Source organism: Ruegeria discodermiae, from assembly GCF_030758345.1.
GTDB lineage: Bacteria > Pseudomonadota > Alphaproteobacteria > Rhodobacterales > Rhodobacteraceae > Ruegeria_C.
Genome location: NZ_JAVAMO010000001.1, coordinates 1,190,903 through 1,205,253 on the forward strand (window position 1 = coordinate 1,190,903; position 14,351 = coordinate 1,205,253).

Genomic DNA, 14,351 nt, shown 5'->3' on the forward strand with positions numbered 1-14,351 from the left:
AGTTCGCGCAACCTGTGTCACCCAACGGGGTGGCGGGTTTTGGGTTCGCCAGAAGCGGCGGCATCAGGCCGGGTGCCCACCGGCTGTGGTCTGAACAAACGCATCGGCGCATTGCTTGGCCAGTGCCCGGACACGTCCGATATAAGCCTGCCGTTCAGTGACCGAGATCACGCCGCGCGCATCCAGCAGGTTGAAGATATGGCTGGCCTTGATGCATTGGTCATAAGCCGGGTGCGCCATCACGATGCGCTTGCCGGTCTTGGGGTCGTCATGCTCCTGCGCCAGAATGGTGGCGCATTCGGCCTCGGCCTCTTCAAAATGGCGCAGCAGGACCTCGGTATTGGCGACGTCGAAATTCCAGCGGGCGTATTCCTCTTCGGTCTGATTGAAGATATCGCCATAGGTCAGCGGGCTGGGTGATTGCGGATCGTTGAACGGCATGTCCATCACATGATCAATGCCCAGCACATACATCGCCAGACGCTCCAGACCGTAGGTCAGCTCACCCGAGACCGGGATACAGTCATGGCCGCCGACCTGTTGGAAATAGGTGAACTGGCTGACCTCCATCCCATCACACCAGACCTCCCAGCCCAGCCCCCACGCGCCAAGCGTGGGGCTTTCCCAGTCATCCTCGACGAAGCGGATGTCATGCAGGTCCATATCGATGCCGATTGCTTCCAGAGACCCCAGATAGAGCGCCTGCAGATCGGGCGGGCTGGGTTTGATCAGCACCTGATACTGGTAATAATGCTGCAAACGGTTGGGGTTCTCGCCATAACGCCCGTCGGTCGGGCGGCGCGAGGGCTGCACATAGGCCGCAGCCCAGGGGTTCGACCCAAGCGCGCGCAAGGTGGTGGCCGGGTGGAACGTGCCGGCGCCGACCTCCATATCGTAGGGCTGCAAAATAGCGCAGCCCTTCAAGGCCCAATAGGTCTGAAGCCGCAGGATAATCTCCTGAAAAGAGCGCGGTGCGCTGGATGTGTCACTCATGGGCCTGCCTTCACGAACACGGGTATGGGATCAGAGCTTTCCTATGCAAGCAGCCGGGGAGGGTCAACGGCCCTTCTGAACGCAGTCGCGGGCGCATCCCGCAGGTCTGTCGTGCGAAGATCACACCCGCAGCATCGCATCATTGCAGGCATGGTGTTTGGGGTGGGTTCGCGCGTATGTTGCGCAAAACAGACATGAGTTAAGGCAAGAGTTCCCCAATGACACGGTTTTTCGTCGCATTCCTCCTTGCGGTCACCTTCGGCCTGCGCGTCGTTTCGGCCCAGCAATCCGCCGAAGGCGCCTGGGTTCAGATCGAGGCCCATCCGGATATACCGGTGGCTGAGCAACGCGCGCAGTTTTTTGCCAGCAGCCTGCCCGATGTGCAGGGCTTTGCGCTTGGCGGGGGCTGGTACGGGATCGTGCTTGGCCCCTATACCCGCGCTGACGCCGAACAAGTGCTGCGTGTCTACCGAGCCGAGCGTCAGATCCCCAGCGACAGTTTCATCACCTTCACCCGGTCACTGGGGCGGCAGTTCTGGCCGCCGGAGGGCGCAAGCGCTGCTTTGACAAGGCCGTCTCTGACCCAGCCTGCGGCGGTCCCTGCCCCCCAGGCGCCCGCCGTGGCCGCCGACGAGACGCCCGCGCAGGCGCGGCGCAGCGAGCGGGCCCTGAGCCGCGAGGAACGGCGCGGGCTGCAGACCGCGTTGCAGGCTGCGGGGTTCTACAACGCGACAATCGACGGTGCCTTTGGTCCGGGCACCCGCCGCTCCATGGCCGATTGGCAGAGCTTCAACGGCTACGAGCCCACCGGCATCCTGACCACCAGCCAGCGCATTGTCCTGATGGATCAGTATAACGCACCGCTGCTGAGCGTCGGCATGGAACGTCGTCTGGATGACAAGGCCGGAATCTCCGCCGACCTGCCGATGGGAGAGGTTGCCTTCAGCCGCTATGATCCGCCATTTGCCCATTACGATGCCCAAAGCGACCTTGGCGCGCGGGTGCTGCTGATAAGCCAGAAAGGCGAGCGGGCCGATCTGTTCGGGCTTTATGACGTGATGCAGACGCTGGAGATCGTGCCTCTGGACGGCCCGCGCCAGCGCAAGAAAGACAGCTTCACCATCGAAGGGCGCGGCAATGGCATCGTATCTTATACCGAGGCAGCGCTGCGCGATGGGCAGATCAAGGGCTTTACCCTCGTCTGGCCCGATGGCGATGAGGGCCGTCGCGCCCGCGTGCTGCAAGCCATCAAGTCCAGCTTTGCCCGCACCGATGGCGTGCTTGACCCGGCCGAGGGGTCCGGCGCGTTGCAAAGCGTCGATCTGGTCTCGGGGCTTGAGATCCGCAAACCCCGCATCTCGCGTTCGGGCTTTTATGTGGACAGGTCGGGCGCGGTTCTGACCGTGGCCGAGGCGGTACAAAGCTGCACACGGATCACGCTCGACAACACCTATCGTGCTGATCTCGTCTCGCAGGATGCAGGGCTTGGCGTCGCGGTCTTGCGCCCGACTCAGCCGCTGGCCCCAATGGCGGTGGCGGAACTGCATCTGAGCGAGCCCAAGCTGCAATCGCAGGTCACCCTGTCGGGCTATTCCTACGAAGGGGTGCTGGGCGCGCCGACGCTAACCTTCGGGACGCTGTCCGATGTGGCCGGATTGCGGGGCGAGACCGAGTTGTCGCGCCTTGCCCTGGCCCCGCAGGACGGTGATGCCGGTGGTCCGGTCTTTGACGCAGGTGGGTCGGTTGTTGGCATGTTGCTGCCCGATCCCACAGACGGCCAGCAATTGCCCCGTGATGTAAGCTTTGCCGCTGACGCGCAGGCACTGCGGAACGTGCTCGAAGCATCCGGTCTGACGGTGGAAAGCGCCCCCGAAGCATCTGATATCACACCCGATGAGTTGAACCGCCGTGCAAATGGCATGACCGTCCTGGTCAGTTGCTGGGACTGATCCAAACGGGTGGTTAGGCGCTCAGGCTTAACGAAACAGACAAACGCGCCGATCTTCGGCGCGTTTTTTCGTTTCGCTGCGTGCTGGGATGCGCCGGGCTGGAGCGTCAGACACATTGACGTCGCCCCTATCCGATAGGAAAGTCCGGACAGGCGCGCAGGAACACAGGACAGACAGATGGCTGAGAAAGACAAATCAACCGCATGGAACCGGCGCGGTGTGATCGCAGGTGGCGCGGCAGCCGTTGCTGCACCGTTTCTGCGGCCCGCCCGTGCCGACACTCCGCTTGTGTCACCGGACGAAGCGCTGGAGCGGTTGATGGAAGGCAATGCGCGCTATGTGGCAAATACGCCGGTCAACACCGATCATTCGGTTGGTCGCAGCGCCCGCGCGCTGGGTCAGCAGCCCTTTGCGACAATCGTAAGCTGCGCCGATTCCCGCGTCGCCCCGGAGCTGATCTTTGATCAGGGGCCCGGTGAGCTCTTCGTTATCCGCGCTGCAGGTAACGTGATCAGCGATTACGGGCTGGCGAGCCTGGAATACGGCGCGGCGGTGCTTGGCATCTCGACGATCCTGGTTCTGGGGCACAGCTCCTGCGGGGCGGTCAGCGCCACGATCTCTGCGGTGGAGGATGCCACCATGCCCGGCGGGCATTTGCCGGGTCTGGTTAATGCGATCCGCCCCGCTGTCGAGGACGTTATGGCCGAAAACCCGCCCGACCTGCTGGCCGCCGCCACGGCGCAGAACGCGCGCCTTGGTGCCCAGAAGGCACGCTCAACATCGCCGATCCTGTCTGATCTCTCCCAGAGCGGCAGGTTGAAATCCGCCGCGGCGATCTATGACATCGCCACTGGAAAGGTCGAGTTCCTTTAGCCGGTCCGTTGCGGCAGGTTCACACGATATCGGGCGTCAGATAGATCAGGGTCGGACCCTTTGCCGTGAAAGCGGCGCGCACGGCCTCCTGCATCTCTGTCAGCGAGGCTGGCGCGGCTGAGGCGGCCCCGAAGGCGTTGGCCATGGCGCAGAAATCTGGGTTGCGGGCGATCACCGCGTTCGGGGCGATCTGCGCCCGCTGCATGCTTTCCTCGATCTCTTTCAGCTTGCCATTGTCCCAGATGATGATGGGCAGTGACAGGCCAAGTTCCACAGCAACGCCAAGCTCTTGCATCGTGTAGTGAAAGCCGTAATCGCCGGCAATCACCATGGTGGGTTTTCCGCCACGCGCAACTGCACCGCCAATCCCGGCGGGCAGCGCATATCCCAGCGTTCCAAACCCGGTGGGGTGATGCCAGTGATGGGGATAGTGCATGTCCCAGACCTCTTTCGCGAGATAGGCGAATTGGGTCATGTCGGAATAGATCATCGCATCGGGGGGCACCGCAGCGCGCAGGGCGTCAATTACTGGCAGGATGCCGGGACGCTCTGCATCCGCCTCGGCGCGCCAGCGGGCGCGGGTCTTGGTCACCTCCTCCGCCGACCAGCCGGTGGCGGGTTTAACCCCTTCGGTGGCAGACCAGAGCGTCTTGGCAAAGCTCGTGCCATCGGCCTGCAGCTTAATCAGCGCACGCTGCCCGTCGGACAGCACCTGCGGATCCAGATCGACCCGCACCAGCGTTGTGCTATGGCCGAGATCTTCGCGCCAGAGATCCACCTCGGCCAATTCGGTCCCCACCGCGATCACCAGATCGGCACTGCCGATCACCGCCGCGCTGCCGGGCCGCGCCAGCGTCGCCCCGAAATTGAGCGGATAATCCGCGCCAACCTGACCGCGCCCGGCATATGTGGTGAAACAGGCCGCCCCAAGCTGCGTCACGATCTGACGCCAAAGGTTCGAGCGCGCCCCGCCGCCCAGAATGAACAGCGGGCGCCGGGCCAGGTTGAGCAAGGAAAGCACTGGCGCAATATCAGGGTCCTGCGCCGTGAGGCGCAGCGCGGGCTGGTTGGGAAAAGGTGCCGGGTCGGCCAGTGCTTCGAGCTGGGCAATCGGCACCTGAATGGCTTTGGGTCTGGGCCGCGCCAGCTCGAATTCTTCGAAGGCGCGCTCGATCAGACCATAAGCTGCAGCCGCAGTATGGGCCGTCTCGGACCAGTCGCAGACGGTTGCGGCGGCGCCTTCCTGATCGCGCATCTGGTGCAGCTGGCCTTTGCGGGAGGCGGTTTCATCCAGACAGGACGAGATCGCCAGAACCGGCACGGAATCGGAATAGGCCTGCGCCAGCGGCGTCAACGTATTCAATAGCCCCGGACCGGTGATCACATAAGCCACGCCGGGCTTGCCAGACGCACGCGCATAGCCATCCGCCATGAACCCCGCCCCCTGCTCGTGACGGGCAAGAACGTGGCGGATGCCGGCCTCTTCTATGCCGCGATACATCTCCTGATTATGCACGCCTGGTATCCCGAAAATCACGTCGACGCCCCGGTCGCTCAGCATGTGGGAAATCTGCGCCCCAAGGGGTTTCTTCATCAGGCTCTCCAGAATTGCACGGTCAGGATCACATAGACGGCCATCAGCTCAAGCCGACCGATCAGCATGCCTATGGTCAGCATCCATTTGGCGGTGTCGTTAAGATTGGCAAAATTGCCTGCCGGGCCGATCTGATCGCCCAGACCGGGGCCGATATTGGCGAGCGCCGCGGCGGCCCCGGAAATCGAGGTCACGAAGTTCAGACCGGTCAGGCCGAGCCCCCAGGACAGAATGCCCATGGTCACGATGAAAAAGACGAAAAAGCTCATCACCGAACTCAACACGTCCTGCCCTACGGCACGCCCGCCATAGCGCGGCGTGAAAACACCGCTGGGCTGGCGAATGCGCTGCAACTGCGCCTTGATCGAGGCAAACAGCAGTTGATAGCGGAAGATCTTGATCGAGCAGGCGGTTGATCCCGCACAGCCGCCGATCAGGCCGATAAAGAACAGCATGGTGACCGGAAAACCGCCCCAGCTCATGTAATCGGTGCTGGCATAGCCGGTTCCGGTCATCAGCGACACAGTGTTGAACAGGGTCTTACGGATGACGCCTTCGCCGGTTGCCGGGGTTTGCAGCAGGTTCCAGAGCGTCAGCACCGCCACCAGCACCAGCGCGGTTCCGATAAACGCCCGCACCTGGCTGTCGCGATAAAGCGGCTCGGCGGTGCCCGCGATCATCTGCACGTAGCGCACAAAGGGCAACGCCGCGAGGATCATGAACAACACCGCCACATATTCGGTCGCTGGCGGGAAGCCTCCAAACGAGGCGTCGTAATTGGCAAAGCCGCCAGTCGCCACGGTGGTCATGGCATGGACCGAAGCATCGAAGGCGTCCATGCCCGAGGCGGCATAAGCCAGCGCGCAGGCCATGGTCAGCGAGATATAGACGACGGAAATCCGCGACGAAATCTCGGTCGCGCGGGGCAGGATTTTTCCAAAGGTATCAAACCCTTCCGAGCGGAAGATCTGCATGCCACCGACCCGCAACTCGGGCAGGAACACCATCGCCACAACGATGATGCCGATGCCGCCCAGCCATTGCAGCAAACCGCGCCATAACAGCAAACCGCGCGGTAACTCGTCGAGCCCCGAGATCACGGTCGAACCGGTGGTGGTCAGGCCCGACATCGATTCGAACAATGCATCGACAAAGCGCAGCTCGGTCTCGCCAAACATGAAGGGAATCGCGCCAAAGATCGGCAGAGCCACCCAGACGCCGGTGGTCAGAAGGAAGGTCTGCTGGATGGTCAGGCCCTCGCGCACGCCATTGGCGCAGCTCATGGCCATCAAAGCGCCCACTAGGGTAGTGATCAGGGCACTTTGCAAGAAGACGTGCCATTCGCCCCGCCCTTCGGCAAAATCCGACATCATCGGCAACAGCATGGTCAGGCCAAGAATGGCGACCAGCAGGCCGATCACATATCCGACGGGGCGAAGGTCTAACATGACGCGCAGCGTTGGCGCGCCATGGCTTCGCTGTCAAGCGCTGGCGCGGGGTCAGCTCTTGGGTTTGGGCTGCGCCTTGGCTTTGGTTGCGGGCATTGCCGGCGGCGTGGAGGGCGCCCTTGTGCCGTTGCGGGCCGGGGCGGGCTCGGCCGTTGCCGCAGCGGCGGCTGGTTTTGCCTCTGCAACCGGTTTGGCCGCAGCTTTGGCCGGGGCCGGTTTTGCAGCGGGCTTGGGCGTTGCCGCCTTGGCCGCAGGTGCTGCGGGCTTGGCCGGAGCGGCAGCAGGCTTGGCAGGAGCTTTGGCTGCCGGGGCTGCCGCTTTGGCTGCGGGCTTGGCCGGGGCTGCCTTGGCTGCTGGTACAGTCGCTTTCGCGGCCGGTTTCGCGGCTTCGGCCTTCACAGGGGTCGCTTTTGCCTTGGCTGCGGGGGCGGGCTTGGCCGGGGCGACCTTGGCAGGTGCGGGCTTGGCCGGTGCAGGCTTGGCAGGAGCCGCTTTGGCAGCGGGTGCTGCAGCCTTCGGGGCCGGTTTCGCGGTTTTGGCTTTGGCCGGAGCGGCTTTGGCCTTGGGCGCAGGCTTGGCAGGCGTTTTGGGCGCGGCTTCGGCAGCCGGTGCCGGGGCAGGCTCAGCTGCGGCGGACTGCAGAGCACGCACCTGGCAGAACGGCGCCTCCATCGCGGTTTTGCTCATGACCTCGATGATCCGAAGCTGATTCGCGATAATCTCGCCGGTCACGCGGATGGCTGCGGCCTGGATTTCCAATGGTGTCTTGATGAAGCTCATTTCAGGGCTCCCCTATCTTTGACTGTCGGGAAAAGTGAAGACATAGAGGGCGTTAAGAGAGCCTTCCAAAGCCCATGGGCATTTCTGCCCGGCTCCGAATGTGTGACACGCATAGTCGTCCTCTGCCTGTATCGGTCCGCCCGTTGAACATTCTGTTCACCGGCGTCGGACCTGATCTGGCTCTGAACATACAGACAAAACCGAGCAAGCGCAGCAAGAAATGCTGCGCCGCGGCGTCACAGGCGGAATGCCGACCGGGAAAGGGCTTTGCCGAAGGTGTTATCCGGTGTGGACCAGCGAGTTGAACAGACGCGGCTCCAGACTGTCAGTGGCAAAGGTATCGCCTTCGGTCAGCACCGACACAGCGTCATGGCTGTGCAGGCTTTCCTGATGGCTTGCCACCACCCGGAAGTCACCGATGCGATGATCCGACTGCAACTCGGCGCAAAAGAGCCGCACCGCGTCTTCGACAAAGATCGGATTGGCCGCGTTCAGCTCAGCGAAAGCCTGCTCATCCTCGCGTTTGACCATCACCTGCGTCTCGGTGGGAACCGCCTGCCGACAAAGCCTGAGCAGGTCCTCAAACCACAGGCAGCGGGCGTTGGGGTCCAGAACCACGGAAATCCGCGCCACGGATCGTTGTGAATGCGGCGTTGCCAGCTGGCCGCGCATCACGCGCGCATGTTCGGACAGTTCCAGCGAGCAGGGACAGGTGGAGGAATAGACATAGTCCAGATGCATGATCTTCTTGCGTTCCCCCGCAACCTCGATCAGCTCAAGCGCAAAGTCGTAATACTGATAGCCTTCCAGCCCCGAGCGCAGGCTTTGTACCTTTAGCGGATAGGAAAACCGCATCTGGATGCGGGCATCGAAGCTGTCCAGATCGGATTTATAGTCGTCCAGCGCCGCCTCGATGGTCTCGAAACTGAAGGTCCGCTCGGCATGTTTGTAGAACGAACGCATGATCCGGGACATGTTGATGCCCTTCTTTTCGGCATCAAGGCTCACGGTTCCGGTCACCGATGTTTCCAGCGTCAGATCGGTTCCGCCCTTGGCATGGAACCGCACCGGCAGACGGAAGTTCGAAATCCCCACATGCTGAATATGCTGTTGGGCACCACGGATCAGGCTGGAGGGGCCGTTTTGCAGATCAGGCAGCGTCGCGCGATAGGCGGCGTCGACCTCGAAATTCTCGGGATAGTCCCGCGAGAGCGCCGGATAATTCACGTCGCTCAGCCCCGGTATCAATCGTGCGACAGCCGGGTCCAGCGCCGCAATCTCGGCGTCGCTTGCGCCTTTGGCCCAGGCGCGCAAAACCTCAAGCGCCGCTTCGGCAGCCTCGCGGTTCGGCGCTTCTTCAAAATCGCGCGGTTGGAAATTCATGGGTCTGTCCCCTGTCTCTCGCCTGCGGCTTGGGGCGGTTTGCGCCGCCGACAGCCTTCAATCTAGCTTCTATACGGGGGCGATAGCAAACCGGATCGCAGAAAATCGTCAGAATTCGCAGATTTGCGCCCCGATGCAATCTCAGATGAGGCTGGCAGGGCGCATATCTTCGCGCCCTGCCCTCATTAGGACTGCGACGCCGCCAGAGCTGCCTGAAGATCAGCGATCAGATCTTCGCTATCCTCAAGCCCGACTGACAGGCGGATCAAACCCGGTGTGATACCCAGCGCCGTGCGCTGGTCGTCCGACAGGCGCTGATGGGTCGTGGTGGCCGGATGGGTGGCGATGGATTTGGCGTCGCCCAGATTGTTCGAGATCACCGGGATCGTCAACGCGTTGAGGAAGGCAAAGGCCCCATCCTTGCCACCGCGAATGTCCAGCGACAGAACGGTACCGCCCTTGCCGCCCAGCTGGCTCTGAACCAGCGCGTTCTGCGCGTGGGTTTTGAGACCGGGATAGAGCAGACGTTCCAGCGCCGAATGCCCCTCAAGCGCTTCGGCGATCTTCAGGGCGCTGTCGGCCTGCGCATTCACCCGCAGAGACATGGTTTCAAGCCCTTTGAGCATGACCCACGCATTGAACGGGCTGAGCGCGCCGCCGGTATGTTTCAGATAAGGCTCGACCGTGCCGCGGATGAAGTCACGCGTGCCCAGGATGATTCCGCCCAGCGCGCGCCCCTGCCCGTCGATATGTTTGGTGGCCGAATAGATCACCACATCCGCGCCCTGTTCGATCGCTCGCGAAAAGACCGGGGTCGAGAAAACGTTGTCAACCACCACGGTCGCGCCAACCGCATGGGCCAGCTCGGAAACCGCTTCGATGTCAATGACTTCCAGCGTGGGGTTCGACATGGATTCAAAGAACACCGCCTTGGTGTCAGGCCGCAGCGCCGCCTTCCATTGCTCCAGATCGGTGCCATCCACGAAAGTAACTTCGACCCCGTAGCGGGTCAGGATGTTTTCAAGAATATAGAGGCAGGACCCGAACAGCGCGCGCGCCGAAACCACATGGTCGCCTGCCTGCAACATCGCACACAGCGCGCCGTTCACCGCCGCCATGCCGCTGGCGGTGGCAAAGCCGTCCTCAGCCCCTTCCAGAGCGGCGATGCGTTCTTCGAACATGCGCACGGTGGGGTTGCCGTAGCGGGCATAGATGAACTCGTCATCGCCAGCCTGAATGAACCGGGCCTCGGCCTGTTCGGCATTGTCATAGACAAAGCCCTGGGTCAGGAAAATCGCCTCGCTCACTTCGCTGTATTGGCTGCGGCGGATGCCGCCATGAACCGCCTGCGTGCGCTTGTTCCAGCTTTTGCTCATCTTGTCCTCTTCCGCGCCGATCCAGCGGCGCCAATAAAAAACCCCCGAACGCGGTCAAGCGAAAGGGGGGCTTTCATCCTGACCTTTTAGCGGTGTTGTTTAGCGTGGCCCGCAATCCGGTAACAAATCGCCACGTGTTCTGAGCGTTGCCTTTACGCCGCACCCGGCGGGGCGTCAAGCCCGCAACGGGGATCGTCACAGCGCTGCAATCATTTGTTCACGCTTGCGTCATATGCTTCGAGCAGAACGCAGCCACAACATCTTGTGTGAGGCGACGTATGCCGGTGATCAGGATCAATGCGATTGGGGACAGGCCCGTGCTGCATGGCAGCCCGCAAGCCCCGACAAAACTGCTGCAACAGGCGCAAGGCGGGGCTGGTCCCGTGATTGTGATGACCCATGGATGTAAATACCAGCCCGGCCACGCGCGGCACTGCCCGCATGAGGCTGTGCTGGCCCTGCCGCATGACAGGCGGGGCGCGGCTATAGCGGCCTGGCCCGAGAAGCTGGGTTTTGGACAGGGCAACCCCGATGAGGGGTTGGCCATCGCCTTTGGCTGGGACGGGTTTGGCGGGTTGTGGCAGGCACGGCAACGCGCGATCGCGGCTGGGCGCGCCATGGCGGCGATTATCCGGCACCTGCGCCAAATTGCGCCGCACAGGCCGGTGCATTTCATCGGCCATTCCATGGGGGTCGAGCTGGCGCTTGAGGCGCTGCATCATCTGCCACCGGGCGCGCTGTCGCGGATCATCTCGCTGACCGGCGCGGCCTATCGCCAGCGGGCCCGCGCGGCGCTGCAGACAGAGGCGGGGCACGCCGCATCCTTCATCAATGTCACCAGCCGCGAGAACGATCTGTTCGACTTTCTGTTCGAATGCCTGATCGCACCTCCTGAATGCGGCGACCGCGCCCTAGGTTTGGGGCTGGAGGCGCACAATGCGGTCACGCTGCAACTGGATTGCCGCCGTACCCTTGAGCATCTCTCGCGCTTTGCCGGGCCGGTTGGCGGCCCGGAACGCCGGATCTGCCACTGGTCCAGCTACCGGCGCCCCGGCGCGCTGGCGTTCTACAATGCATTGTTGCGCGCCCCCGAGGGATTCGACCTGTCGCTGCTGCGCATGGGCCTGCCCGCCACATCCGCACCGCGCTGGTCCCGATTGCTGAGCCTGCCGCAGCCCCAGTTCTCCTTGCCGTTCACACAGAAAGCGTCATGATCGCCGTCCAAAGACAGAGGATTGCGGATGCTGCCCATCGATTTCTACTACTGGCCCACTCCGAACGGCTGGAAAGTCTCCATCGCGCTGGAAGAGATGGGGCTGCCCTATGACCTGCATCTGATCGATATCGGCAAGGGCGACCAGTTCGAGGCGGGATTTCTGGAAATCTCACCCAACAACCGGATGCCCGCGATCACCGATCCTGACGGGCCGGATAGCGCGCCCATTTCACTCTTCGAAAGCGGTGCGATCCTGATGTATCTGGCGCGCAAGACCGGGCGGTTTTATGGCGAAACAGAACGTGACCGGATCGCGGTCGAGCAATGGCTGATGTGGCAGATGGGCGGAGTTGGCCCGATGGCCGGACAGGCGCATCATTTCCTGAAGTACGCCCCCCAAATGGAGCCGCCGCAGGACCTTCCCTATGCCAAGGACCGCTACCGCGCCGAGGTCGGGCGGCTTTATGGCGTGTTGGACCGGCAGTTGGCCAAGACAGAGTTTGTGGCGGGCGATTTCTATTCCATCGCGGACATGTCGATCTGGCCCTGGGCCAGCCTGTGGGAAGGGCAGCAGCAGGCCCTGCATGACAAACCCCACTTCGCGCGCTGGCTCCAAGCCGTTGGCGACCGTCCCGCCGTGCAGGCGGGACAATCGTTAAAAATCGAACTGCGCAGCGGGCATCAGGATAAGCAGGCCCAATCGGTATTGTTCAAGCGCTGACGCGCGTCACCACATGCGCTCCTTTGCATATTCAGCGTAACCCGCATCAAAGGCCGCACCGTCAAAGCCCTCATCTTCTTCCTGCACGAATTGCCCGGCTGTCGGAACGCGATGCCCGTCATGATCCCGTGTCCAAAGCCCCGACCGCAGCAGAGCCTTGGCACATTGGAAATAGACCTCATCCACGGTGATCACCGCCACCGAGCGCGGGCGCCTGCCGTTTTTGTCGTAGCTCTCAAGCACCGCTTCATCCGCCGTCAGGACAGCGGTCCCGTTGATACGCACCACATTGTTGCTGCCCGCCACCATGAACATCAGGCTGAGGCGCCCGTCCCGCACGATATTGCGCAGGGTGTCGATGCGGTTGTTGCCCATCCAGTCGGGGAGCTGGACCGTCCGATCATCGACAATCCGCACCACTGGCCCGTCCTCGCCCCTCGGGCTGGCGTCAGTGCCTTCGGGCCCCACACTGGTCAGCACCACGAAACGCGCGGTTTCGATCCATTGGCGGTAAAGCGGGGTCAGCCGGGTGCGGACCTTGCTCAGCGAATGCGGCATCGCCGCGCCGTAAAGAGCCTCAAGATCTTTGATATCGGTGATGGTCTGCATGGGGTGCTCCGCCTGTTTTTTCACCCTGACATAGCTTGTCTCATTTGGCCGATGGGGTCATAAATTTGCCAGATGGGCCAATTTTCGACATCCCCGCTCAGGGCGACCTCTGCCGACGCGTTGCAACACCTGCCGCAACCGGTGGTCAGCATGCGGCGGCAGTATCAGGCGGGCTATGTCTCGCGCTGGCATAGCCATCCACGCACCCAGCTTATCTATGCAGTTTCCGGTCTGATGATGGCCGAAACGCAGGAGGCGCGGTGGACGGTGCCCGAACGCCATTGCCTGCTGGTGCCCGCCGACCTGCCGCATGAGGTGCGGATGGTCGGCGCGGTCGATCTGCAATCGCTCTATATCGCGCCGGACAGCTTTAACGAGGGCGGTGCCCGGTTCTGCCAGGTGCTGGCGGTCTCGGACCTGCTGGCGGCGCTAATCGCGCGCTTTTGCGATCTGGACAATCCCTGGCCGGTCAGCGAGCACGCCCATCACCTGAGCCGGTTGATCCTGCTGGAACTGGCAGAGGCACAGGCAGCACCACTAGCCCTGCCCTTCCCCGACCACCCCGGATTGCGGCGCGCCTGCGAAACGCTCGTTTCAGACCCCTCGCAGCCGCTGACTATTGATGGCTGGGCCACTGAGGCGGGGTTGAGCCGGCGATCCTTCACCCGGCTCTTCAAGCACCAGACCGGACTCAGCTTTGGTGAATGGCGCCAGCGGTTGCGCTGCCAGGCGGCCTTGCAGGCGGTGGCGCGGGGCATGCCGATGGCCCGGGTCGCAGCTTCGGTGGGCTATGACAGCCCCTATTCGCTGACGGCGATGATGCGGCGACTGCCCTGAAGCAGAAAACCAGCGCGCGGATCACCTATTCAGCAATGTCTTCGGCCCAGAGCTCGGGTTTTTCGGCAACGAACCGTTTCATCAACGCGATACAGTCGGGATCATCCGCGATGATCACCTCGACGTCGCGCTCGCGCAGAAAATCCTCGTTGCCGCCAAAATTGACCGCCTCGCCGATCACCACACGCGGAATACCGAACTGAACGATGGTTCCCGAACACATCATGCAGGGTGACAATGAGGTATAGAGCGTGGTGTCGCGATAGGTTTTCTGCCGACCCGCCTTGCGCAGCGCATCCATCTCGCCATGGGCAATGGGATCGCCGCGCTGTACCCGCTGGTTGCGCCCCTGCGCCACCACTGCGCCGCCGCGCGCCAGAACCGAGCCAATCGGGCAGCCGCCCTCGTCAAACCCGGCCTTGGCCTCCTCATAGGCAATGCGCAGCAACTGCCGATCCTCATCCGTCATCATCTGCACCGCTCCTCTGCTGGTTCCGCGATCCCGGCTTCGGCATCCTGGTCCAAGCCGACGCTGGCCGTCCCCGGCAAAACAGTCAAGCACGTGGGTGCAT

13 protein-coding genes and 1 riboswitch are annotated in these 14,351 nt (G+C 62.6%); of the genes, 5 read left to right on the forward strand and 8 right to left on the reverse strand.

The window, feature by feature from the left end:
- Positions 1–63: 63 nt before the first annotated feature.
- Positions 64–993, reverse strand: a complete 930-nt coding sequence (locus Q5Y75_RS06060; protein ID WP_306195306.1) for a glycine--tRNA ligase subunit alpha — start codon at positions 991–993, stop codon at positions 64–66.
- Positions 994–1,211: 218 nt separating this feature from the next.
- Between Q5Y75_RS06060 and Q5Y75_RS06065 the strand changes: the two genes are divergently transcribed.
- Positions 1,212–2,942, forward strand: coding sequence for a serine protease (locus tag Q5Y75_RS06065; RefSeq protein ID WP_306195308.1), 1,731 nt, complete (start codon positions 1,212–1,214; stop codon positions 2,940–2,942).
- 177 nt (positions 2,943–3,119) lie between these two features.
- Positions 3,120–3,815: a carbonic anhydrase gene (locus Q5Y75_RS06070; protein ID WP_306195311.1), complete on the forward strand. Its 696-nt coding sequence runs from the start codon at positions 3,120–3,122 to the stop codon at positions 3,813–3,815.
- 19 nt (positions 3,816–3,834) lie between these two features.
- On the opposite strand, the gene Q5Y75_RS06075 is transcribed toward Q5Y75_RS06070, so the two are convergent.
- The 5 genes from Q5Y75_RS06075 to metZ all read right to left on the reverse strand — a co-directional run bounded on the left by Q5Y75_RS06075 (position 3,835) and on the right by metZ (position 10,396).
- Complete coding sequence (locus Q5Y75_RS06075; RefSeq protein ID WP_306195313.1) at positions 3,835–5,409, reverse strand: thiamine pyrophosphate-binding protein; 1,575 nt, start codon at positions 5,407–5,409, stop codon at positions 3,835–3,837.
- Complete coding sequence (locus Q5Y75_RS06080; RefSeq protein WP_306195315.1) at positions 5,409–6,857, reverse strand: TrkH family potassium uptake protein; 1,449 nt, start codon at positions 6,855–6,857, stop codon at positions 5,409–5,411. Before Q5Y75_RS06080 ends, Q5Y75_RS06075 begins: the two co-directional genes overlap by 1 nt.
- A gap of 51 nt (positions 6,858–6,908) precedes the next feature.
- Positions 6,909–7,637 (reverse strand): hypothetical protein, encoded by a 729-nt coding sequence (locus tag Q5Y75_RS06085; protein WP_306195317.1) that lies wholly within the window; start codon positions 7,635–7,637, stop codon positions 6,909–6,911.
- Between the two features lie 279 nt (positions 7,638–7,916).
- On the reverse strand, positions 7,917–9,020 hold the full coding sequence (gene folE2 / locus Q5Y75_RS06090) for a GTP cyclohydrolase FolE2 (RefSeq protein ID WP_306195319.1): 1,104 nt from the start codon (positions 9,018–9,020) through the stop codon (positions 7,917–7,919).
- A 185-nt stretch (positions 9,021–9,205) separates the two neighbouring features.
- A complete protein-coding gene (metZ, locus tag Q5Y75_RS06095) occupies positions 9,206–10,396 on the reverse strand; it encodes an O-succinylhomoserine sulfhydrylase (protein ID WP_306195321.1) in 1,191 nt (396 codons plus the stop codon).
- Between the two features lie 66 nt (positions 10,397–10,462).
- Positions 10,463–10,540, reverse strand: a riboswitch (SAM riboswitch).
- A 134-nt stretch (positions 10,541–10,674) separates the two neighbouring features.
- Between metZ and Q5Y75_RS06100 the strand changes: the two genes are divergently transcribed.
- Positions 10,675–11,610, forward strand: a complete 936-nt coding sequence (locus tag Q5Y75_RS06100) for a lipase family protein (protein ID WP_306195323.1) — start codon at positions 10,675–10,677, stop codon at positions 11,608–11,610.
- Positions 11,611–11,637: 27 nt separating this feature from the next.
- On the forward strand, positions 11,638–12,333 hold the full coding sequence (locus Q5Y75_RS06105) for a glutathione S-transferase N-terminal domain-containing protein (RefSeq protein ID WP_306195325.1): 696 nt from the start codon (positions 11,638–11,640) through the stop codon (positions 12,331–12,333).
- 6 nt (positions 12,334–12,339) lie between these two features.
- Here the strand turns inward: Q5Y75_RS06105 and Q5Y75_RS06110 are convergent, their stop codons facing one another.
- Positions 12,340–12,942, reverse strand: coding sequence for a pyridoxamine 5'-phosphate oxidase family protein (locus Q5Y75_RS06110; RefSeq protein WP_306195327.1), 603 nt, complete (start codon positions 12,940–12,942; stop codon positions 12,340–12,342).
- Between the two features lie 72 nt (positions 12,943–13,014).
- Here Q5Y75_RS06110 and Q5Y75_RS06115 point away from each other — a divergent pair, with 72 nt between their 5' ends.
- Positions 13,015–13,779 (forward strand): AraC family transcriptional regulator, encoded by a 765-nt coding sequence (locus Q5Y75_RS06115; RefSeq protein WP_306195329.1) that lies wholly within the window; start codon positions 13,015–13,017, stop codon positions 13,777–13,779.
- Positions 13,780–13,804: 25 nt separating this feature from the next.
- Here the strand turns inward: Q5Y75_RS06115 and Q5Y75_RS06120 are convergent, their stop codons facing one another.
- Positions 13,805–14,251, reverse strand: coding sequence for a nucleoside deaminase (locus tag Q5Y75_RS06120; RefSeq protein ID WP_306195331.1), 447 nt, complete (start codon positions 14,249–14,251; stop codon positions 13,805–13,807).
- Positions 14,252–14,351 lie beyond the last annotated feature (100 nt).

Bases quoted from the DNA above. Each gene is read 5' to 3' on its own strand.
- Q5Y75_RS06085 (WP_306195317.1), bottom strand. From the start codon at position 7,637: ATGAGCTTCATCAAGACACCATTGGAAATCCAGGCCGCAGCCATCCGC.
- metZ (WP_306195321.1), bottom strand. From the start codon at position 10,396: ATGAGCAAAAGCTGGAACAAGCGCACGCAGGCGGTTCATGGCGGCATC.
- Q5Y75_RS06075 (WP_306195313.1), bottom strand. From the start codon at position 5,409: ATGAAGAAACCCCTTGGGGCGCAGATTTCCCACATGCTGAGCGACCGG.
- Q5Y75_RS06120 (WP_306195331.1), bottom strand. From the start codon at position 14,251: ATGATGACGGATGAGGATCGGCAGTTGCTGCGCATTGCCTATGAGGAG.
- Q5Y75_RS06105 (WP_306195325.1), top strand. From the start codon at position 11,638: ATGCTGCCCATCGATTTCTACTACTGGCCCACTCCGAACGGCTGGAAA.
- Q5Y75_RS06065 (WP_306195308.1), top strand. From the start codon at position 1,212: ATGACACGGTTTTTCGTCGCATTCCTCCTTGCGGTCACCTTCGGCCTG.
- Q5Y75_RS06100 (WP_306195323.1), top strand. From the start codon at position 10,675: ATGCCGGTGATCAGGATCAATGCGATTGGGGACAGGCCCGTGCTGCAT.
- Q5Y75_RS06080 (WP_306195315.1), bottom strand. From the start codon at position 6,857: ATGTTAGACCTTCGCCCCGTCGGATATGTGATCGGCCTGCTGGTCGCC.
- Q5Y75_RS06060 (WP_306195306.1), bottom strand. From the start codon at position 993: ATGAGTGACACATCCAGCGCACCGCGCTCTTTTCAGGAGATTATCCTG.
- Q5Y75_RS06070 (WP_306195311.1), top strand. From the start codon at position 3,120: ATGGCTGAGAAAGACAAATCAACCGCATGGAACCGGCGCGGTGTGATC.
- folE2 (WP_306195319.1), bottom strand. From the start codon at position 9,020: ATGAATTTCCAACCGCGCGATTTTGAAGAAGCGCCGAACCGCGAGGCT.
- Q5Y75_RS06115 (WP_306195329.1), top strand. From the start codon at position 13,015: ATGGGCCAATTTTCGACATCCCCGCTCAGGGCGACCTCTGCCGACGCG.
- Q5Y75_RS06110 (WP_306195327.1), bottom strand. From the start codon at position 12,942: ATGCAGACCATCACCGATATCAAAGATCTTGAGGCTCTTTACGGCGCG.